1 protein-coding gene is annotated in these 23,901 nt (G+C 70.8%); it reads right to left on the bottom strand.

The features are described 5' to 3' along the window. Positions 1–3 precede the first annotated feature (3 nt). Positions 4–23,868, bottom strand: coding sequence for a type I polyketide synthase (locus OEIGOIKO_RS36810; protein WP_125057670.1), 23,865 nt, complete (start codon positions 23,866–23,868; stop codon positions 4–6). Positions 23,869–23,901: the final 33 nt, after the last annotated feature.

Below are 23,901 nucleotides of genomic sequence, written 5' to 3'. Positions count from 1 at the left end.
GTACTAGTCGGACAGACCAAGTTCCCTGTCGAGAAACTCGAACATCTCGTCGGGTGTGGCCGACTCGATTTCCACCCCGCCGCTGCCGGAATCCGACCGGCCCTGCTTTTCGATCCAGTTGGAGAGAATGCTTTGCAGCCGCCTTGTGATCCGTTCGTTCGTGTCCTGGTCGGGTGCCGCGCTCAACAGACCGGCTTCGAGCCGGTCGAGGTCGTCGAGTACCGGCAGCGCAGACGGCTCGTCCGGGGCGAGCTCGGTGCGCAACCAGGCGGCCACCGCCACCGGGGTGGGGTGATCGAAAATCAATGTAACCGGGACTCGCAGTCCGGTCGCAGTGTTCAACCGGTTACGCAGTTCGACTGCTGTCAGCGAATCGAACCCGAGGTCCTTGAACGCCTGCTGATCCTGCACCGCCTCGGCCGAGGGATGGCCCAGCACCATGGCGGCCTCGGCCCGCACCAGATCGGTGAGGGCCCGCTCCTGCCCGGCCCGGTCCAGTCCGGCCAGCCGGCGTGCCAGCTCGCCCTCCGCGGAGGCAGGCTGCTCGGCAGCCCGGTTGCCGGCCGTGGCCAGCCGACGCACCGCCGGCAGGTCCCGCACCAGCGGCACCTCCGTCAGGTTTGCCCCGCTCTGCGCCAGCACGGCCCAGTCGACGTCCATCACCGTCACCACGGGGTCCGGGCCGTGCAACGACTCGCCCAGTGCCCGGACCGCCGACCGCGGATCCATCGCGGACAGCGGGAGCTTCTTCATCCGCTCCCGGATCGCCTCCTTGGAGTCAGCCATGCCGCCGCCGCCCCACTGGCCCCAGGCCACCGACAGACCGGTCAGCCCGCGGGCCCGCCGGTTCTCCGCCAGTGCGTCCAAGTAGGAGTTGGCGGCCGCGTAGTTGCCCTGGCCTGCGGAGCCGAGGGTGGATGCGGCGGAGGAGAACAGTACGAAGGCGTCCAGGTCCAGTCCGGCCGTCAGCTCGTCCAGGTGAGCGGCGCCCGCGGCCTTGGCCGCCAGCACCGTCTGCAGCCGCTCGGCGGAGAGCCGGTCCACCACCCCGTCGTCCAGTACCGCGGCTGTGTGCAGCACGGTGGACAGCGCCGGTCCGCTCGTTCCGATCCAGGACACCAACCCGCCCAGCGCGGAGCGGTCACTCACGTCGCACGCCACCACGTCCACCCGGGTTCCCCTGGCGGCCAGTTCGGCGGCCGTCGCTGCGACACCGCCGGCGGCGGGTCCGCTGCGTCCGGTCAGCACCACACGGGCCGCGTCGGCCTCGGCCAGCCACCGGGCCACGTGCCCGCCGACGGCGCCGGTGCCACCGGTGATCAACGCACTGCCGCGCGGAGTCCAGTGCCCCTCGCCGGGGCCGGCTTCGGCGGCATGCCGCATCCGGCGGCCGAGTATCCCGGTGGCCCGGACAGCGACCTGGTCCTCGCCGCAGCCGCCCAGGACCGCAGCCAGCCGGGCAGCCGCGCGCTGGTCCAGTACCTCGGGCAGGTCCACCAGCCCACCCCAGCGGTCCGGGTGTTCCATGCCGATGACGCGGCCCAGGCCCCAGACCTGCGCCTGTACCGTGCCGACGGGCACCTCGCCGGGGCCGGCCGCCACGGCACCGCAGGTGACCGGCCACAGCGGTGCCTGGATGTCGGCGTCACCGAGGGCCTGTACGAGAGCCAGGGTGACCGCCAGTCCGGCAGGCACCGCCGAGTGGTCCGGCAGCGGCGTCTCGTCCAGCGCCAGCAGCGACAGCACTCCGGAGACGGCCGACGGGTCCGCCGCCTTGCCCAGCAACGCGGCCAGCTCGGCCCGGTCCACGGTCCCGGCCGGGATGTCGACCACCGCGACCTCGGCACCGCGGGCGCTCAGCGCCTCGGTGCAGCCCTGCACCAGCTCCGCAGCGGCCGACTGCGCGGGGACGACGACCAGCCAGGTGCCGGTCAGGGCACCCGGGTCGGGCTCGGCGACCGGCTCCCAGACCATCCGGTAGCGCCAGCCGGCAGTCGTCGAACGCTCCAGGTCACGCCGCCGCCACTGGGTCAGTGCGGGCAGCACTTGGTGGAAGGGGCGGTCGCCGTCCACCGCCAGGGTGTCCGCGAGCTGTTCCAGGTCACCGCTCTCGACGGCCGACCAGAACGCCGACTCGGCCGCGCTCGCCGCTCCGTCCCGGCCGGTGGCCGAGGTATTGGCCGACAGCGCAGCCGGAGCCTCCGGCCAGTACCGCTGGTGCCGGAAGGCGTAGGTGGGCAGCTCGACGTGTTCACCGGCGGGCAGGACACGCGTCCAGTCCACCGGGGCGCCGTGGGTGAAGGCGCGGGCGAGAGCGGTCAGCAGGCCTGTGGCGTCTTCGGCGTCGCGCCGCTGGAGCGGGAGGAAGGCGGGCTCGGCGCCCTCCACCTTCGCTACCGCGTCCGGGCCGAGGGAGGAGAGTGAACCGTCCGGACCCACTTCGAGGAAGACGGTTATGCCTTCCGCCGCGAGGGTGGCCACCGCGTCGGCGAAGCGGACTGTCTGGCGGGTCTGCGCGGGCCAGTAACCGGCCTGCGGATCGGACACCAGGTCACCGGTGAGGACACCGGCCCACATCACCTCCGGGCGACGCAACTCCAACCCCTCCGCAACGGTACGAAGCTCATCCAGCACCGGGTCCATCGCCGGGGAGTGGAAGGCGTGTGAGACCCGCAGGCGCCGCACCCGGCAACCCCGTCCCCGCCACAGCTCCACCACCGCATCGACCGCCTCGGCCGCACCCGAGATCACCACGGATTCGGGGCCATTGACCGCCGCGACAGCCACCTCACCCGACACCGCAGCCGACACCTCGTCGAACGAGGCGACGACCGCCGCTTCCGCTGCGTTGATCGCCGCCATCGCCCCACCCCGGGGCAGCTCCTGCATCAGCCGGGCCCGGGCCGCCACCAGCGCACAGGCCTCCGACAACGACAACACGCCCGCCACATGGGCCGCGGCCACCTCGCCTACCGAATGGCCCACCACCGCATCCGGCACCACACCGGCGGCCTTGACGACCTCGGCCAGAGCCACCTCGAAGGCAAACAGACCAGCCTGCGCATACAGCGTCTGATCCGCAAGCTCCGCCCCGTTGCCGTCCAGGACCACGTCCCGCAGGCGTACCCCGGCCCCCAGTTCGAGCTCCAGCAGCCCGCACACCCGGTCGAACACCTCGGCGAACACCGCACTGTTCGCGTACAGGCCACGGCCCATACCCGCCCACTGCGCACCCTGCCCCGCGAAGACCAGACCCACCCGGGCATCCGGCCGCACCAGCCCCGACACCACCTCGGGCGAGGACGTACCAGCGGCCAGCTTGTGCAGACCGGACAGCAGCGCGTCGCGCTCCGTACCGAGCACCACGGCCCGGTGCTCGAACGCCGACCGCGTCGCCGCCAACGACCAGCCCACATCGGCCGACCGCAGTTCCGGACGGGCGTTCATCCACTCCCGCAGCCGCCCAGCCTGCGCCGACAACGCCTCAGCCGTACGCCCCGACACCACCCACGCACCCGCACCCTCAAGAGCGACAGCCGGCTCCCGACCGGCGCTTTCGCTCCGCGCCTCGATCGCGGGGGCTTCCTCCAGGATCACGTGGGCGTTGGTCCCGCTGATACCGAACGCCGATATACCTGCCCGGCGCGGACGCTCCCCCACCGGCCACGGCACCGACTCCGTCAGCAACCGCACCTCCCCCGCCGACCAGTCCACATGCGACGACGCCACATCAGCATGCAACGTCCGTGGCAGCTGACCGTGCTGGAGTGCCAGCACCATCTTGATCACACCCGCCACACCCGCAGCAGCCTGAGTGTGACCGATGTTGGACTTCACCGACCCCAGCCACAACGCATCCCGCTCACCACGATCCCGGCCATACGTCGCCAACAACGCCTGCGCCTCGATCGGGTCACCCAACGTCGTGCCAGTACCGTGCGCCTCCACCACATCCACCTCGGACGCCGAAAGACCCGCACTGGCCAACGCTGCCCGGATGACGCGCTGCTGGGAGGGGCCATTGGGTGCGGTCAGGCCGTTGGACGCACCGTCCTGGTTGACCGCACTGCCCCGCAGCACCGCCAACACCTTGTGACCGTTGCGCCGCGCGTCCGACAGCCGCTCCACCACGACCATGCCCGCGCCCTCGGCCCAGCCCGTACCGTCCGCGTCCTCCGAAAACGCCCGGCACCGGCCGTCCGCCGACAGGCCCTGCTGCCGGGAGAAGTCGATGAACGTACCCGGTGTCGCCATCACCGTGACACCACCGGCCAGGGCCATCGAGCACTCGCCCGACCGCACCGCCTGGGCCGCCAGGTTGAGCGCCACCAGCGACGACGAACACGCCGTGTCCACCGTCACCGCCGGACCCTCCAGACCGAGCACGTAGGACACCCGGCCGGACAGGACGCTGGTCGCGTTCCCAGTCATCAGGTGACCCTCGACACCGGAACCACCCTCACCAGCCGCTGCGGAAACCCCAAGGCCATATCCAGAGGCGAAACCGCCGGCGAACACACCGGTCGAACTGCCACGCAGGGACGACGGGTCGATACCGGCGCGTTCCAACGCCTCCCAGGACGTCTCCAACATCAACCGCTGCTGCGGATCCATCGCCAGCGCCTCACGCGGGCTGATCCCGAAGAACCCCGCGTCGAACTCGGCCGCCCCCCGCAAGAACGCACCTTGGGCGACGTACGAGGTGTTCTCACGCTCACCGTCCGGGTCGTAGATGCCCTCCAGATCCCAGCCACGGTCGGTCGGGAAACCACCCACCGCATCGCCGCCGGAGGACAGCAGCTCCCAGAAGCCCTCGGGCGTGCTCGCGCCACCGGGGAAGCGGCAGGCCATACCGACGATCGCCAGCGGCTCGTCCGCAACGGACGTTGCGGAAACCGGCGCCACAGCTACGGCCTCTGCCACCTGCCCAGTCAGTTCGCCGCGCAGGAAGGTGGCCAGCGCGGTCGGGGTGGGGTGGTCGAAGACCAGGGTGGCCGGCAGCCGCAGCCCGGTCGCCGCATTGAGACGGTTACGCAGCTCGACCGAAGTCAGCGAATCGAAACCCAGGTCCTTGAACGCCTGCCGCGCCTGCACCCCGTCCGCCGAGGCATGTCCCAGTACGGCGGCGGCCTCGGCGCGGACTACACCGGTCAGCACCCGGTCCTGCTCCGAGCGGGACAGCCCCGCAACCTGGGCAGCCAGTTCGCCCTCCGCAGGCGCCAGAGCCGGCGTACGGCCGGAAGCTGCGGACAGCTCCCGGATCTCAGGGAGGTCCCGCACCAACGGCCGGACCCGCATGTCAGCAGCACCCGCGCCGGATGCCAGCTGAGCCCAGTCCACCTCCATCACCGTCACCACAGCATCCGGACCATCCAACGCCTCACCCAACGCCCGCACAGCCAACTGCGGATCCATCGGCGGCATCGGCATCCGACGCATCCGAGACCGAATAACCTCGCTCGACTCGCCCAGTCCGCCACCGCCCCACAGGCCCCAGGCCACCGCCAGACCGGCCAGCCCACGACCGCGCCGGTTCTCCGCCAGCGCGTCCAGGAACGCATTGGCCGCCGCATAGTTACCCTGCCCCGGCCCACCAACGGTGGAGGCGGCCGAGGAGAACAGCACGAACGCGTCCAGATCCAGGTCCGCAGTCAGCTCGTCCAGCAGCACCGCTCCCTGCGCCTTCACGCCCAGCACAGTCTCCAACCGAGCAGTGTCGAGACGGTCCACCACACCGTCATCCAGCACGCCCGCGGTGTGCATCACCGAGGACAGCTCCGGACCACTGCGGCCGATCCAGCCCAGCAGGGCCTCCAGCGGGCGGCGTTCGCTGACGTCACAGGAGATCACGTCCACGTGGACACCCGCGGCGGCCAGCTCCGCAGCCCGAGCCGCGACATCGGCTGCTGCCGGGCCGGAACGGCCCGCCAACACCAGACGCTCCGCACCCTGGCCGGCCAGCCACTGCGAGACATGCCCGGCAATGGCACCGGTCCCACCGGTGACCAGCACGGTCCCCCGCGGCGACCAGCTCTCGCGCACACCACGGCCCGAGACATGCGCAAGCCTGCGGCCCAGGATCCCGGCTGCCCGGATGGCAACCTCGTTCTCGCCGCAGCCGGCCAACACCGCACACAGCCGTGCGCCGGCCCGCTCATCGAGCGTCTCCGGCAGATCGACCAGACCACCCCAGCGCTCCGGGTGCTCCAGACCGACGACCCGGCCCAGACCCCATACCTGCGCCTGCACCGGACGGGCCAGCATCTCACCACGGCCGACAGCAACCGCACCGGACGTCGCCACCCACAACGGCGCCTCAACCCCGGCATCACCAAGCGCCTGCACCAAGCCCAAAGTGACGGCCAGGCCGCCGGGCACCACCGGGTGGTCCGGCAGCGGCGTCTCGTCCAGCGCCAGCAACGACAGCACTCCAGACACGGCCGGCACATCCACCGCACCCGTCAGCAACGCCGCCAGCTCGGCCCGGTCCACCGCCCCAGCCGGAACCTCGACCACCACAGCCTCAGCACCACGGGCCGTCAATGCCGCCACACACTGATGCCGCAGCTCCTCCGCACAACCAGCCGGCGCAAGCAGCACCCAAGCCCCGGAAAGCACACCAGCATCCGGCTCGGCAACCGGCGACCAAACGGTCCGGTAACGCCAGTCAGCAGTAGCCGAACGATCCAGCTCACGCCGCCGCCAAGACGCCAACGCCGGCAACACCGCACCCAGCTGACCCTCATCCTCCAAAGCCAGCGTCTCCGCGACCCGCCGCAAATCACCGCCCTCAACAGCCGCCCAGAACCCAGCCTCCGCCTCGGAGCCAGACCCGGCCACGGCGGTCGCGGAACCAGGCATCGGCAGCGCCAGCATGCCCTCCGGCCAGAACCGGCGACGCCGGAACGCGTAGGTGGGCAGCTCCACCTGCTCACCGGCGGGCAGTACCGACGCCCAGTCCACCGACGCCCCGTTGACGAACGCCTCCGCCAACGAGGTCAGCAGGCGCGCGGCGCCACCGTCGTCGCGACGAAGTGTCCCGCACACCGCGGCAGGCTCTCCACCCGTCTCCTGAGCGAGGTCCACGAGGGTGTCGTTCATCGCACCCATCAGCACCGGATGCGGCGTCACCTCGATGAACACCTGATGACCACGCCCCGCCAGCACCCGCACGGCGCGGTCGTAATGCACCGTCGCCCGCAGGCTGCGGAACCAGTACCCGGCGTCCAGCTCCTCACCGGTCAGGGTCTCACCGGTCATCGCGGAGACCATCGGGACCCGGCCCCGGCGCGGGGAGACCCCGGCCAGGGCGGTGGTGATCTCTTCCTCCAGCCGGTCCACCTGAGCCGAATGCGAGGCATAGTCGACCGCCACCATCCGCGCCCGGGCGCCCGCCGCCTCGAACTCCGCCTTCAGCTCCTCCAGGGCCTCCGGCTCGCCGGACACCACGGTGGCCGAGGGGCCGTTGACCGCCGCCAGCGCGGCACGCTCCCCGAACCGGTCCAGACGTTCCTGGACCTCAGCCGCCGGACGGCTCACCGACAGCATCCCGCCCGCGCCCGCCAGCACCTTCAACGCACGCGACCGCAGCGCCACCACACGCGCGCCGTCCTGAAGCGACAGCATTCCGGCCACCGTGGCAGCGGCGATTTCTCCCTGCGAGTGGCCGACGACGGCTTCCGGGGCGACACCGGTCGCCTCCCAGACAGCAGCGAGCGACACCATCACCGCCCACAGCGCAGGCTGAACGACATCCGCCGCCTCCAACGCGGGGGCACCTTCCGCACCCGCCAGGACATCGCTGAGCGACCAGTCCACATACGGGGCCAACGCCGCCGCACACTCCGCCAGCCGCGCCGCGAACACCGGCGAAACCTCAGCCAGCTCCCGGCCCATCCCAACCCACTGCGAACCCTGACCCGCGAAAGCGAACACCGGACGAACGTTGGAGCGGGCCATGCCGGACACCACCGACCCAGCCGGAACACCCGACGCCAGCCCTCCGAGCCCTGCCAGCACGTGCTCCCGGTCCTCGCCCACGACCACCGCACGATGCTCGAAGACCGACCGCGTAGCCGCCAGAGACCACGCCACATCGGCCGGCTCCAGCTCCGGACGCAACGCCGTCCACTCCCGCAGCCGGCCCGCCTGCGCCGACAACGCATCAGCAGTCCGCCCAGAGAGCACCCAAGCACCGACACCAGCGTCCGCGGCCAGCGCTGCCGCCTTCGGCGTTGTCGCGTCCTCAAGGCCGTCGATCACCTCGGCGGGCTCCGGCGCAGGGGCCTCTTCCAGGATGAGATGGGCGTTGGTGCCGCTCATGCCGAACGCCGAGACAGCAGCCCGCCGCACCCGATCGCCGTCGGACGGCCAGGCCGTCTGCTCGTTCAGCAGCCGCACCGCACCGGCCTCCCAGTCCACGTGCGAGGACGGCACCTCGGCATGGAGAGTCCGCGGCAGCTGCCCGTACTGCAGGGCCAGCACCATCTTGATCACACCCGCCACACCGGCAGCAGCCTGAGTGTGACCGATGTTGGACTTCACCGACCCCAGCCAGAGCGCATCCCGCTCACCACGGTCCCGGCCATACGTCGCCAGTACCGCCTGGGCCTCGATGGGGTCACCGAGCGTGGTCCCGGTGCCATGAGCCTCCACCACGTCGATGTCGGCGGTGGACAGACCGGCGTTGGCCAGCGCGGCACGGATCACCCGCTGCTGCGAGGGTCCGTTCGGCGCGGTCAGCCCGTTGGACGCACCGTCTTGGTTGACCGCACTGCCCCGCAACAGCGCCAGCACCTTGTGGCCGTTACGGCGGGCGTCGGACAGCCGCTCCACCACGACCATGCCCGCACCCTCGGCCCAGCCCGTACCGTCCGCATCCTCCGAGAACGCCCGGCAGCGGCCATCGGCAGACAGGCCCTGCTGACGGGAGAAGTCGATGAACGTACCCGGCGTCGCCATCACTGTCGCTCCGCCAGCCAGCGCCAGCGAGCACTCGCCCGACCGTACGGCCTGCGCCGCCAGATGAAGCGCCACCAACGACGACGAACACGCCGTGTCCACCGTCACCGCCGGACCCTCAAGACCCAGCACATACGACACCCGCCCGGACAGAACACTCGTCGCATTCCCCGTCAGCGAATGCCCCTCGGCACCAGAATCCCCCTGATTGGCGAGCGACAGCCCAAGCCCATACCCCGAGGTGAAACCACCGGCGAAGACACCAGTGGCACTCTCCTTCAGGGACGCCGGATCGATGCCGGCACGCTCCAGCGCCTCCCAGGACGTCTCCAGCAACAGACGCTGCTGCGGATCCATCGCCAACGCCTCACGCGGACTGATCCCGAAGAACCCCGCATCGAACTCAGCCGCCTCCCGCAGGAACGCACCCTGCGCAACATACGACGTCCCCTCGCGCTCACCCTCCGGGTCAATGAGGCCGTCCAAATCCCAGCCGCGGTCTGACGGGAAGTCACCGACCGCGTCGCCACCGGAGGCCAGCAGCTCCCAGAACTCCTGCGGGCTGCCCACCCCGCCAGGGAAGCGGCACGCCATACCAACGATCGCCAGCGGCTCATCCGCAGGGGCCGCCACCACGGTGACCGCCGCAGCACCAGTGGTGCCCGCCTCCCCACCGGTCAGCTCACCGCGCAGGAAAGCGGCCAGTGCCAGCGGAGTGGGGTAATCAAAGACCAGAGTCGACGGCAGCCGCAATCCGGTCGCCGCGTTCAGGCGGTTACGCAGCTCGACCGCAGTCAGCGAATCGAACCCCAGATCCTTGAACGCCCGACGGTCCTCCACCGCACCGGCCGAGCCATAGCCCAACACGACAGCGGCTTCCGCCCGCACCACCTCCGTCAACAACCGCTTCTGCTCCGAGCGGTCCAGCCCAGCCAGCTGACGGGCCAGCTCACCTTCCGCAGGCGCTACGGTGACCGTGTTCCCCGCCGCCGCGAGCAGCTGACGAATCTCGGGCAGGTCCCGCACCAACGGCCGCTTCAACAGTTCCACGGCCCCCGGACCGGAAGCCAGCTGCGCCCAATCGACATCCATGACGGCAACGACGGCATCCGGGCCCTGCAACGCCTCGGACAGCGCACGGACCGCAAGCCGCGGATCCATCGGCGGCATCGCACCCCGCTCAACCCGCGCCCGCACCGCACCACTCGACGCAGCCATACCACCACCGGCCCACGGCCCCCACGCCACCGCCAGGCCCGCCAGCCCACGACCACGCCGCTCCTCCGCCAACGCATCCAGAAAAGCATTGGCCGCCGCATAGTTACCCTGCCCCGAACCACCCAAAGTGGCAGCCGCAGCAGAGAACAGTACGAACGCATCCAGGTCCAGGCCCGCGGTCAGCTCATCCAGCAGCACCGCACCCTGCACCTTCACCCCCAGCACAGTCTCCAACCGCCCAGCGTTCAGGCGGTCCACCACACCGTCATCCAACACACCCGCGGTATGCATCACCGAGGACAGCTCCGGCCCGCTACGACCGATCCAATCCAACAAGCCAGACAGCGGCGCCCTTTCACTCACATCACACATCACCACCTCAACCGCGCTGCCCGCCTCCGCAAGCTCCGCGGCCAGCACCGCCACGCCCTCCGCCGCAGGACCCGAGCGGCTGGTCAGCACCAGCCGCTCAGCGCCCTCAGCACAGAGCCAGCGCGCCGTATGCCCCGCGATCGCGCCTGTCCCTCCGGTGATCAGCACACTGCCGCGCGGCGACCAGTTCTCACCGGAACCGTGTCGCGTGACACGCGCAAGCCGACGGCCCAGGATTCCGGACGGCCGCAGAGCCACCTCGTTCTCACCGCAACCGGCCAATACCGCACACAGCCGTGCGCCGGCCCGCTCATCGAGCGCCTCCGGCAGATCGACCAGACCACCCCAGCGCTCGGGGTGCTCCAGCGCTACGACCCGGCCCAGACCCCACACCTGCGCCTGCACCGGACGGGCCAGGGCTTCTTCAGCACCGGCCGCCACCGCACCGGACGTCGCCACCCACAGCGGCGCCTCGATTCCGGCATCACCGAGGGCCTGCACCAAGCCCAGGGTGGCAGCCAGGCCGGCGTTCACCACCGGACAGTCCGACAGCGGCGTCTCGTCCAGCGCCAGCAGTGACAGCACACCGGACACGGCCGCCACATCCGCTGCACCCGTCAGCAATGCCGCCAGCTCGGCCCGGTCCACCGTCCCAGCCGGAACCTCGACCGCCACGGCCTCGGCACCACGGGCACTCAGCGCCTCGATACAGTCCTGCGCCAGCTCCGCAGCGGCCGACTCTGCGGGGACGGCAACCAGCCACATACCGGACAGCACACGAGCGTCAAACTCGGCAATGGGCGACCAGACAGTCCGGTAGCGCCAGTCAGCAGTAGCCGAACGGTCCAGCTCGCGACGTCGCCAAGACGCCAGTGCGGGCAGCACCTGGTGGAAGGGACGGTCGCCGTCCACCGCCAGGGTGTCCGCCAGCTGCGTCACGTCACCGTTCTCGACAGCCGACCAGAACGCCGACTCGGCCGCGCTACCCGCTCCTTCCCGGCCGGTGCCCGAGGCACCGGCCGACAGCGCCGCCGGAGCCTCCGGCCAGAAGCGCTGGTGCCGGAAGGCGTACGTGGGCAGCTCGACCTGCTCACCGGCGGGCAGCATCGACGCCCAGTTGACCGGGGCACCGTTGACGAAAGCGCGGGCCAGACCGGTCAGCAGGGCCGCAGCACCTTCGTCGTCACGCCGCTGAAGTGCGACAAACGCCGCCTCCGCGCCGTCCACGCCGGCCACCGCATCCGGGCCGAGGGAGGAGAGTGAACCGTCCGGGCCCACTTCCAGGAAGACCGAGACGCCCTCCCGCGCGAGGGTGGCCACCGCGTCGGCGAAGCGCACGGTCTGGCGGGTCTGCGCGGGCCAGTAATCGGCCTGCGGATCGGACACCAGCTCACCGGTGAGGGCACCGGCCCACATCACCTCCGGGCGACGGAACTCCAATCCCTCCGCAACGGTACGGAGCTCATCCAGGACCGGGTCCATCGCCGGGGAGTGGAAGGCGTGTGAGACCCGCAGGCGCCGTACTCGGCAACCCCGGTCCCGCCACAGCTCCACCACCGCATCGACCGCCTCGGCCACACCCGAGATCACCACCGACTCCGGGCCGTTGACCGCCGCGACAGCCACCTCACCCGACACCGCAGCCGACACCTCGTCGAACGAGGCGACGACCGCCGCCTCAGCGGCGTTGACCGCCGCCATCGCCCCACCCCGGGGCAGTTCCTGCATCAGCCGGGCCCGGGCCGCCACCAGCGCACAGGAATCCGACAACGACAACACCCCCGCCACATGGGCCGCAGCCACCTCACCCACCGAATGGCCCACCACCGCATCCGGCACCACACCAGCAGCCTTCAGCACCGCCGCCAGAGCCACCTCGAAAGCAAACAGACCAGCCTGCGCATACAGCGTCTGATCCGCCAGCCCAGCAGCGGAACCGTCACCGTCGCCGTCACCCTCCAGGACCACGTCCCGCAGACGTACCCCGGCCCCCAGTTCCAGCTCCAGCAGCCCGCACACCCGGTCAAACACCTCAGCGAACACCGCACTGCCCGCATACAGACCACGGCCCATACCCGCCCACTGCGCACCCTGACCCGCGAAGACCAGACCCACCCGGGCATCCGGCCGGGCCACCCCCGACACCACCTCGGGCGAGGACATACCAGCGGCCAGCTTGTGCAGACCGGACAGCAGCACGTCACGCTCCGTACCGAGCACCACCGCCCGGTGCTCGAACGCCGACCGCGTCGCCGCCAACGACCAGCCCACATCGGCCGCACCCAACCCCGGACGCGCCGACACCCACTCCCGCAGCCGCCCGGCCTGCGCCGACAACGCCTCAGCCGTACGCCCCGACACCACCCACGCACCCGCACCCTCAAGAGCCCCGGCCGCTCCGGGACCGGCCTCGGCAGGCTCCCCGGCCTCGCCGGACTCCACCGGCGTAGCTTCCTCCAGGATCACGTGGGCGTTGGTGCCGCTGATGCCGAACGCCGAAACCCCCGCCCGGCGCGGGTGTTCGCCCACCGGCCACGGCACCGACTCCGTCAGCAACCGCACCTCCCCCGCCGACCAGTCCACATGCGACGACGCCACATCAGCATGCAACGTCCGCGGCAGCTGACCATGCTGGAGTGCCAGCACCATCTTGATGACACCGGCAACGCCGGCCGCGGCCTGGGTGTGACCGATGTTGGACTTCACCGACCCCAGCCACAGCGGCCGCCCCTCCGAACGCTCCTGGCCATAGGTGGCCAGCAGCGCCTGAGCCTCAATCGGGTCACCAAGCGTGGTCCCGGTGCCATGGGCCTCGACCACATCCACGTCCCCCGGCGCCAACCGCGCATTGGCCAACGCCGCACGAATCACCCGCTGCTGCGACGGACCGTTCGGCGCCGAAAGACCATTCGACGCACCATCCTGATTCACCGCCGTACCACGAACAACAGCCAGCACCCGATGCCCGTTACGCCGCGCATCCGACAGCCGCTCCACCACCAGAACACCGGCACCCTCAGCCCAACCCGTACCGTCCGCATCCTCCGAAAACGCCCGACACCGGCCATCAGCCGACAACCCCTGCTGCCGGGAAAACTCCACGAAAGAGGACGGCGTAGCCATTACGGTCACACCTCCGGCCAGGGCCATCGAGCACTCTCCGGAACGCACCGACTGCGCGGCGAGGTTGAGCGCCACCAGCGACGACGAACACGCCGTGTCCACCGTCACCGCCGGACCCTCCAGACCGAGCACGTAGGACACCCGGCCGGACAGGACGCTGGTCGCGTTCCCAGTCATCAGGTGGCCCTCGACGCCGGAGCCGCCTTCCCCAGCCGCTGCAGAGACTCCAAGGCCGTACCCGGTAGTGAAGCCGCCGGCGAAGACGCCGGTCGGGCTGCCGCGCAGGGACGACGGGTCGATACCGGCGCGCTCCAGCGCCTCCCAGGACGTCTCCAGCATCAACCGCTGCTGGGGGTCCATGGCCAGCGCCTCACGCGGACTGATCCCGAAGAACCCCGCATCGAACTCGGCCGCCCTCTGAAGGAAGGCGCCCTGAGCGACGTACGAGGTGTTCTCGCGCTCACCGTCCGGGTCGTAGATGCCCTCCAGGTCCCAACCGCGGTCGGTGGGGAAGCCGCCCACCGCGTCGCCGCCGGAGGACAGCAGCTCCCAGAACTCCTCGGGCGTGCTCGCGCCGCCAGGGAAGCGGCAGGCCATACCGACGATCGCCAGCGGCTCATCCGCAGCGGTGGTCGTGCCGTCCACTGCAGCCGGAGTAGCGGCAGTCGCGGTGTGGGCGGCGGTGTCCGGATGGTCGTCGATCAGTTCGCCGCGCAGGAAGGCGGCCAGCGCGGTCGGGGTGGGGTGGTCGAAGACCAGGGTGGCCGGCAGCCGCAGCCCGGTCGCCGCATTGAGACGGTTACGCAGCTCGACCGAAGTCAGCGAATCGAAACCCAGGTCCTTGAACGCCTGCCGCGCCTGCACCCCGTCCGCCGAATCGTGCCCGAGCACAACAGCAGCCTCGGCGCGGACCACGCCGGTCAGCACCCGGTCCTGCTCCGAGCGGGACAGCCCCGCAACCCGAGCGGCCAGTTCACCCTCCACCGACACCAAGGCCGGCGTACGGCCGGAAGCTGCGGACAGCTCCCGGATCTCAGGAAGGTCCCGCACCAACGGCCGCTTCAGCATCCCCGTGGCGCCGGCACCGGATGCCAGCTGAGCCCAGTCCACCTCCATCACCGTCACCACGGCATCCGGACCATCCAACGCCTCACCCAACGCCCGCACAGCCAACTGCGGATCCATCGGCGGCATCGGCATCCGACGCATCCGAGACCGAATAACCTCGCTCGACTCGCCCAGCCCGCCACCGCCCCACAGGCCCCAGGCCACCGCCAGACCGGCCAGCCCACGACCGCGCCGGTTCTCCGCCAGCGCGTCCAGGAAGGCATTGGCCGCCGCATAGTTACCCTGCCCCGGCCCACCGAGGGTGGAGGCGGCCGAGGAGAACAGTACGAACGCGTCCAGATCCAGGTCCGCGGTCAGCTCGTCCAGCAGCACCGCACCGTGCGCCTTCACCCCCAGCACGCTCTCCAGCCGCGCCGTGTCGAGGCGGTCCACCACACCGTCATCCAACACACCCGCGGTATGCATCACCGAAGAGAGCCGGGGACCGCTCGCATCGATCCGGCCCAGCATCCCGGCCAAGCCGTCCCGTTCGCTGACATCACAAGCAACGATCTCCACGGCGGAACCGGCCGCCGCGAGTTCGGCCGCCAGCGCGGCCGCGCCCACAGCCGCCGGGCCCGAACGGCTGGTCAGCACCAAACGCTCGGCACCCCGAGCGGCCAGCCACTGCGAGACATGCCCGGCAATGGCACCGGTACCACCGGTGAGCAGTACGGTTCCCCGCGGCGACCAGCTCTCGCGCACACCACGGCCCGAGACATGCGCAAGCCTGCGACCCAGGATTCCGGCCGCCCGAATGGCAACCTCGTTCTCACCGCAGCCGGCCAGCACCGCCACCAGCCACGCACCGGAACGCTCATCGAGCACCTCCGGCAGATCAACCAGACCACCCCAACGCTCCGGATGCTCCAGCGCAACCACCCGACCCAGGCCCCAGACCTGCGCCTGCACCGGACGGGACAGCGCCTCGCCTCGCCCGGCCGCGACCGCACCGCGCGTGGCCACCCACAGCGGCGCCTCGACCCCGGCATCACCGAGAGCCTGCACCAAGCCCAAAGTGACGGCCAGGCCGCCGGGCACCACCGGGTGGTCCGGCAGCGGCGTCTCGTCCAGCGCCAGCAACGACAGCACACCGGACACGGCCGACACATCCACCGCACCCGCCAGCAATACCGCAAGCTCAGCCCGGTCCGCCGTCCCAGCCGGAATCTCAACCACGACGGCCTCGGCACCCCGGGCGCTCAGCGTTTCGATGCAGTCCTGTGCCAGGTCCGCCGCAGCCGATTCCACGGGGACGACGACCAGCCACGTACCGGACAGCAGCCGGACATCCGGCTCGGCAATGGCCGACCAGCCCGTGCGATAACGCCAACCGGCAGTGGTCGAACGATCCCGTTCGCGACGCCGCCACGACGCCAGCGCCGGCAGCACCTCATTGAACGGACGCCCGCCCTCCAAGGCCAGCGTGTCACCCAGCCCGGACAGGTCTCCGTCCTCGACGGCCGCCCAGAACGCCGCCTCCGCGTCAGAGCTGGACCCGGCGGAACCGGCGGTCGTGGGACCGGGCATCGGCAGGACCAGCATGCCCTCCGGCCAGTACCGGCGACGCCGGAATGCGTACGTCGGCAGCTCCACCTGCTCGCCGACGGGCAGCACCGAGGACCAGTTCACCGACACGCCAGCGACGAACGCTTCGGCGAGCGAGGTCAGCAGGCGCTCGGCGCCGCCGCCGTCACGGCGGAGCGTTCCGCACACGGCAGCAGGCTCTCCACCCGTCTCCTGGGCCAGGTCCACGAGGGTGTCGTTCATCGCGCCCATCAGCACCGGATGCGGCGTCACCTCGACGAACACCTGATGACCACGACCCGCCAGCACCCGCACCGCGCGGTCGTAATGCACCGTCGCCCGCAGGCTGCGGAACCAGTACCCGGCGTCCAGCTCCTCACCGGTCAGGGTCTCGCCGGTCATCGCGGAGACCATCGGGACCCGGCCCCGGCGCGGGGAGACCTCAGCCAGGACGGTGGTGATCTCTTCCTCCAGCCGGTCCACCTGAGCCGAATGCGAGGCATAGTCGACCGCGACCATGCGGGCCCGGGCGCCCGCCGCCTCGAACTCCGCCTTCAGCTCCTCTAGGGCCTCCGGTTCGCCGGACACCACGGTGGCCGAGGGGCCGTTGACCGCCGCCAGCGCGGCACGCTCCCCGAAGCGGTCCAGGCGCTCCTGGACCTCCGATGCCGGACGGCTCACCGACAGCATCCCGCCCGCGCCCGCCAGCACCTTCAGCGCACGCGACCGCAACGCCACCACACGCGCGCCGTCCTCAAGCGACAGCATTCCGGCCACCGTGGCAGCGGCGATTTCTCCCTGCGAGTGGCCGACGACGGCTTCCGGGGCGACACCGGCCGCCTCCCAGACAGCAGCGAGGGAGACCATCACCGCCCACAGCGCGGGCTGGACGACATCCGCCGCCTCCAACGCGGGGGCACCTTCCGATCCCGCCAGGACATCGGTCAGCGACCAGTCCACATACGGGGCCAACGCCGCCGCACACTCCGCCAGCCGCGCCGCGAACACCGGGGAGGTACGCGCCAGCTCCTGTCCCATGCCCAGCCACTGCGAACCTTGACCAGCGAAGGCAAACACCGGACGGGCATTGGAGCGGGCCACGCCCGAAACGAGCGAGCCCGAGGGCACAGCGGACGTCAGGTCCCCAAGCCCCGCCAGCACCTGCTCCCGATCCCCACCCACGACCACCGCACGATGCTCGAAGACCGACCGCGTAGCCGCCAACGACCACGCCACATCAACCGGCCGAAGAGCCGGACGAAGCGACACCCACTCCCGCAACCGCCCCGCCTGCGCAGCCAACGCCTCAGCAGTCCGCCCAGACAGCACCCACGCACCGGCACCAGTAACCACCGGGGCTACCGGGGCTACCGGAACCACCGGTTCCCCGGACTCCTCGACAGCTCCGGCCTCCTCCGCTGCGGGAGCCTCCTCCAGAATGAGATGGGCGTTGGTGCCGCTCATGCCGAACGCCGAGACAGCAGCCCGCCGCACCCGGCCCCCATCGGACGACCAAGGCACCGGCTCGGTGAGCAGCCGCACCGCACCGGCTGACCAGTCCACGTGCGAGGACGGCACCTCGGCGTACAGAGTCTGCGGCAGCCGCTCATGCTGCAGCGCCAGCACCATCTTGATCACACCCGCCACACCGGCAGCAGCCTGAGTGTGACCGATGTTGGACTTCACCGACCCCAGCCACAACGGGCCACCCTGACCACGCTCCTGACCGTACGTCGCCAGCAGTGCCTGCGCCTCGATCGGGTCACCGAGCGTGGTCCCGGTGCCATGAGCCTCGACCACATCCACGTCCCCCGGCGCCAACCGCGCATTGGCCAACGCCGCACGAATCACCCGCTGCTGCGACGGACCGTTCGGCGCAGTCAGACCATTCGACGCACCGTCCTGATTGACCGCACTGCCCCGCAGCACCGCCAGCACCTTGTGCCCGTTACGGCGGGCATCGGACAGCCGCTCCACCACGACCATGCCAGCACCCTCGGCCCAGCCCGTACCGTCCGCATCCTCCGAGAACGCCCGGCAGCGGCCATCGGCAGACAGGCCCTGCTGACGGGAGAAGTCGATGAACGTACCCGGCGTCGCCATCACTGTCGCTCCGCCAGCCAGCGCCAGCGAGCACTCGCCCGACCGTACGGCCTGCGCCGCCAGATGAAGCGCCACCAACGACGACGAACACGCCGTGTCCACCGTCACCGCCGGACCCTCAAGACCCAGCACATACGACACCCGACCGGACAGAACACTCGTCGCATTCCCCGTCAGCGAATGCCCCTCGGCACCAGAATCCCCCTGATTGGCGAGCGACAGCCCAAGCCCATACCCCGAGGTGAAACCACCGGCGAACACACCGGTGGCACTCTCCTTCAGCGACGCCGGATCGATGCCGGCACGCTCCAGCGCCTCCCAGGACGTCTCCAGCAACAGCCGCTGCTGCGGATCCATCGCCAACGCCTCACGCGGACTGATCCCGAAGAACCCCGCATCGAACTCAGCCGCCTCCCGCAGGAACGCACCCTGCGCAACATACGACGTCCCCTCGCGCTCCCCCTCCGGGTCGTACACACTCTCCAAGTCCCAGCCACGGTCGGCCGGGAAGTCACCCACGCCGTCGCCACCGGAAGCAAGGAACTCCCAGAACTCCTCCGGACTGCCCACTCCACCGGGGAATCGGCACGCCATCCCGACGATCGCCAGCGGCTCATCCGCAGGCGCCGCCACCACGGTGATCACCGGAGCGGCCGTGCCCTTTTGCTGCCCGGTCAGTTCGTCGCGCAGGAAGGCAGCCAGTGCCAGCGGGGTGGGGTAATCGAAGACCAGAGTCGACGGCAGCCGCAATCCGGTCGCCGCGTTCAGGCGGTTACGCAGCTCGACCGCAGTCAGCGAATCGAACCCGAGGTCCTTGAACGCCCGACGGTCCTCGACCACATCAGTCGTGCCGTACCCCAGCACCACCGCAGCCTCGCCGCGCACCACGTCGGTGAGCATCCGCTCCTGCTCCGAACGGTCCAGCCCAGCCAGCTGACGGGCCAGCTCACCTTCCGCAGGCGCTACGGTGACCGTGTTCCCCGCCGCCGCGAGCAGCTGACGAATCTCAGGCAGGTCCCGCACCAACGGCCGCTTCAGCATCCCCGTGGCACCGGCGTCGGATGCCAGCTGCGGCCAGTCCACGTCCATGACGGCGACTGCGGCATCCGGGCCCTGCAACGCCTCGGACAGCGCGCGGACCGCGAGTTGCGGGTCCATCGGCGGCATGGGCATCTTCCGCATCCGGGAGCGGACCGCCTCGTTGGACTCGGCCATGCCTCCGCCGGCCCACGGGCCCCAGGCCACCGCCAGCGCGTTCAGTCCACGGGCGCGCCGGTTCTCCGCCAGCGCGTCCAGGAAGGCGTTGGCTGCCGCGTAGTTGCCCTGCCCCGGGCCGCCCAGGGTGGCAGCCGCAGCGGAGAACAGTACGAAAGCGTCCAGGTCCAGGTCCGCGGTCAGCTCGTCCAGCAGCATCGCGCCGCGCACCTTGACTGCCAGCACCGACTGCAGGCGGGAGACCGAGAGCCGGTCCAGCACACCGTCGTCCAGCACACCCGCGGTGTGCATCACCGAGGACAGCTCCGGACCACTGCGGCCGATCCAGCCCAGCAGAGCCTCCAGCGGGCGGCGTTCGCTGACGTCACAGGAGAGCACGTCCACGTGGACACCCGCGACGGCCAGCTCCGCGACCTGTGTCGCGACATCGGCTGCTGCCGGACCGGAACGGCCGGCCAACACCAGGCGCTCCGCACCCCGGCCGGCCAGCCACTGCGAGACATGCCCGGCAATGGCACCGGTACCGCCGGTGACCAGTACGGTCCCCCGCGGCGACCAGCTCTCGCGCACACCACGGCCCGAGACATGCGCGAGCCTGCGACCCAGGATTCCGGACGGCCGCAGAGCCACCTCGTTCTCACCGCAACCGGCCAGCACCGCCACCAGCCGCGCACCGGACCGCTCATCGAGCGTCTCCGGCAGATCGACCAGACCACCCCAACGCTCCGGGTGCTCCAGACCGGTCACCCGGCCCAGGCCCCACACCTGCGCTTGCACCGGACGGGACAGGACCTCTTCCGCACCGGCCGCCACCGCACCGGACGTCGCCACCCACAACGGCGCCTCAACCCCGGCATCACCGAGAGCCTGCACCAAGCCCAGGGTGGCAGCCAGACCGGCAGGCACCGCCGGGTGATCCGACAGCGGAGTCTCGTCCAGCGCCAGCAGCGACAGCACACCAGACACGGCCGACACATCCGCCGCACCCATCAGCAACGCGGCCAGTTCAGCCCGGTCCGCCGCCCCAACCGGGATATCAATTACCACGGCCTCGGCACCCCGGGCACTCAGCGCCTCGATGCAGCCCTGCACCAGCTCCGCCGCAGCCGACTCCGCCGGGACGGCAACCAGCCACGTACCGGACAGCACACGAGCGTCGGGCTCGGCCACGACTGCCCAGGTGGTGCGGTAGCGCCAGTCGGCAGTCAGGGAGCGCTCCAGATCGCGTCGCCGCCAGGAGGCCAGTGCCGGCAGCACCTCGCTGAACGGCCGGTCGCCGTCCACGTCCAGCGTCTCGGCGAGCCGGGTAAGGTCCTCTCCCTCGACGGCCGCCCAGAACTCGGCCTCCGCCTCGGTGCCCGCGGTGATCCGATTCGCGCCACCGGCTGTCGGGGGCATCAGCGAGACGATCCCCTCGGGCCAGTAGCGCTGGTGCCGGAAGGCGTACGTGGGCAGCTCCACCTGCTCACCGACCGGCAGCACACGCCTCCAGTCCACCGGCGCACCGTGGACGAAAGCACGGGCCAGACCGGTCACCGGGTCCGTGGCGCCGTCCTCGGTGCGCCGCTGAAGTGCGACAAACGCCGCCTCCGCACCGTCCACGCCGGCCACCGCATCGGGCCCCAGCGAGGAAAGCGAACCGTCCGGGCCCACTTCCAGGAAGACCGAGACGCCCTCCCGCGCGAGGGTGGCCACCGCGTCCGCGAACCGGACGGCCTGGCGGGTCTGCGCAGGCCAGTAACCGGCCTGCGGGTCGGACACCAGCTCACCGGTGAGGGCGCCCGCCCACATCACCTCAGGCCGGTGATAGACCAGCCCCTGCGCCACACCATCAAGCTCGTCCAGGACCGGGTCCATGGCTGGGGAGTGGAAGGCGTGCGAGACCCGCAGGCGCCGTACTCGGAAACCCCGGTCCCGCCACAGCTCCACCACCGCATCGACTGCCTCGGCCGCACCCGAGATCACCACCGACTCGGGGCCGTTGACCGCCGCGACAGCCACCTCACCCGACACCGCAGCCGACACCTCGTCGAACGAGGCGACGACCGCCGCTTCCGCTGCGTTGATCGCCGCCATCGCCCCACCCCGGGGCAGCTCCTGCATCAACCGGGCACGAGCCGCCACCAGCGCACAGGCATCCGACAACGACAACACCCCCGCCACATGAGCAGCGGCCACCTCGCCCACCGAATGACCCACCACCGCATCCGGCACCACACCAGCAGCCTTCAGCACCGCCGCCAGAGCCACCTCGAAGGCGAACAGACCAGCCTGCGCATACAGCGTCTGATCCGCCAGCCCAGCGTCCACCCCCTCCGCACCCAAAACCACGTCTCGCAGACGCACCCCGGCCCCGAGTTCCAGCTCCAGCAGCCCGCACACCCGGTCAAAGACCTCGGCGAACACCGCACTGCCCGCATACAGACCACGGCCCATACCCGCCCACTGCGCACCCTGACCCGCAAAAATCAGACCCACCCGGACATCGGGCCGAGCCACCCCCGACATCACCACAGGCGAGGACGTACCGGCCGCCAGGCTGTGCACGCCATCGAGAAGGGCATCACGTTCCGTACCAAGCACCACCGCCCGGTGCTCGAACGCCGAACGCGTCGCCGCCAACGACCAGCCCACATCGGCCGACCGCAGTTCCGGACGGGCCGACACCCACTCCCGCAGCCGCCCGGCCTGCGCCGACAACGCCTCAGCCGTACGCCCCGACACCACCCACGCACCAGCACCCGCCAGTACCGGCGCCACATCCGCCACCGATCCGGCCGTCCCGGTCGACTCGGCCGCTCCGGGACCGCCCCCGGCAGACTCACCAGCCTCGCCGGACTCCACCGGCGGCGCCTCCTCCAGGATCACGTGGGCGTTGGTCCCGCTGATACCGAACGCCGACACCCCCGCCCGACGCGGACGCTCCCCCACCGGCCACGGCACCGACTCCGTCAGCAACCGCACTTCACCCGCCGACCAGTCCACATGCGACGACGCCACATCAGCATGCAACGTCCGCGGCAACTGACCGTGCTGGAGTGCCAGCACCATCTTGATCACACCCGCCACACCCGCAGCAGCCTGGGTGTGACCGATGTTGGACTTCACCGACCCCAGCCACAGCGGCCGCCCCTCCGGACGCTCCTGGCCGTAGGTGGCCAGCAGCGCCTGGGCCTCGATGGGGTCGCCGAGCGTGGTGCCGGTGCCGTGCGCCTCCACCACGTCCACCTCGGACGCCGAAAGACCCGCACTGGCCAGCGCCGCCCGGATGACGCGCTGCTGGGACGGGCCGTTGGGCGCCGAGAGGCCGTTCGACGCGCCGTCCTGGTTGACCGCACTGCCCCGCAGCACCGCCAGCACCTTGTGGCCATTGCGCCGCGCGTCCGACAGCCGCTCCACCACCAGCATGCCGACGCCCTCGGCCCAACCCGTACCGTCCGCATCCTCCGAGAACGCCCGGCACCGGCCATCCGCCGACAGACCCTGCTGACGGGAGAACTCCACGAACGTCCCCGGGGAGACCAGCACCGTGACACCACCGGCCAGGGCCAGCGAGCACTCTCCCAGCCGCAGTGCCTGAACAGCCAGGTGGAGTGCGACCAACGACGAGGAACAGGCGGTGTCCACCGTGACCGCCGGGCCCTCCAGGCCCAGGGCGTACGACAGCCGGCCGGAGAGCACGCTGGTCGCGTTGCCGGTCATCAGGTGGCCCTCGACACCGGAGCCGCCCTCACCGGCTGCCCAGGAGAGTCCGATGCCGTATCCGGAGGCGAAACCGCCGGCGAAGACACCGGTGGCGCTCTCCTTCAGGGATGCCGGGTCGATGCCGGCACGCTCCAGCGCCTCCCAGGCCGACTCCAGCAGCAGGCGCTGCTGCGGGTCCATGGCCAGCGCCTCACGCGGGCTGATCCCGAAGAACCCGGCATCGAACTCGGTTGCCCCCTGCAGGAAGGCACCTTGGGCGACGTACGAGGTGTTCTCACGCTCACCGTCCGGGTCGTAGATGCCCTCCAGATCCCAGCCACGGTCGGTCGGGAAACCACCCACCGCGTCACCACCGGAGGCCAGCAGCTTCCAGAAGTCCTCCGGGCTGCCCGCGCCACCGGGGAAGCGGCACCCCATGCCCACGATCGCCACCGGCTCCGCCGCCTGCTCCTGCACCTCGCGCAGCCGGGCGCGGGCGTCCTGGGCGTCCGCGATGGCTCGCTTGAGGTAGCTACGAAGCTTGTTTTCGTCGGACACGGTCGGCTCCTTGCAATGATGTTTCAGCAGAGT

The organism is Streptomyces paromomycinus (genome assembly GCF_003865155.1).
GTDB lineage: Bacteria > Actinomycetota > Actinomycetes > Streptomycetales > Streptomycetaceae > Streptomyces > Streptomyces chrestomyceticus.
Note: the sequence above shows the minus strand (reverse complement) of the source record. Positions and strands in the feature narration are given on the sequence as shown.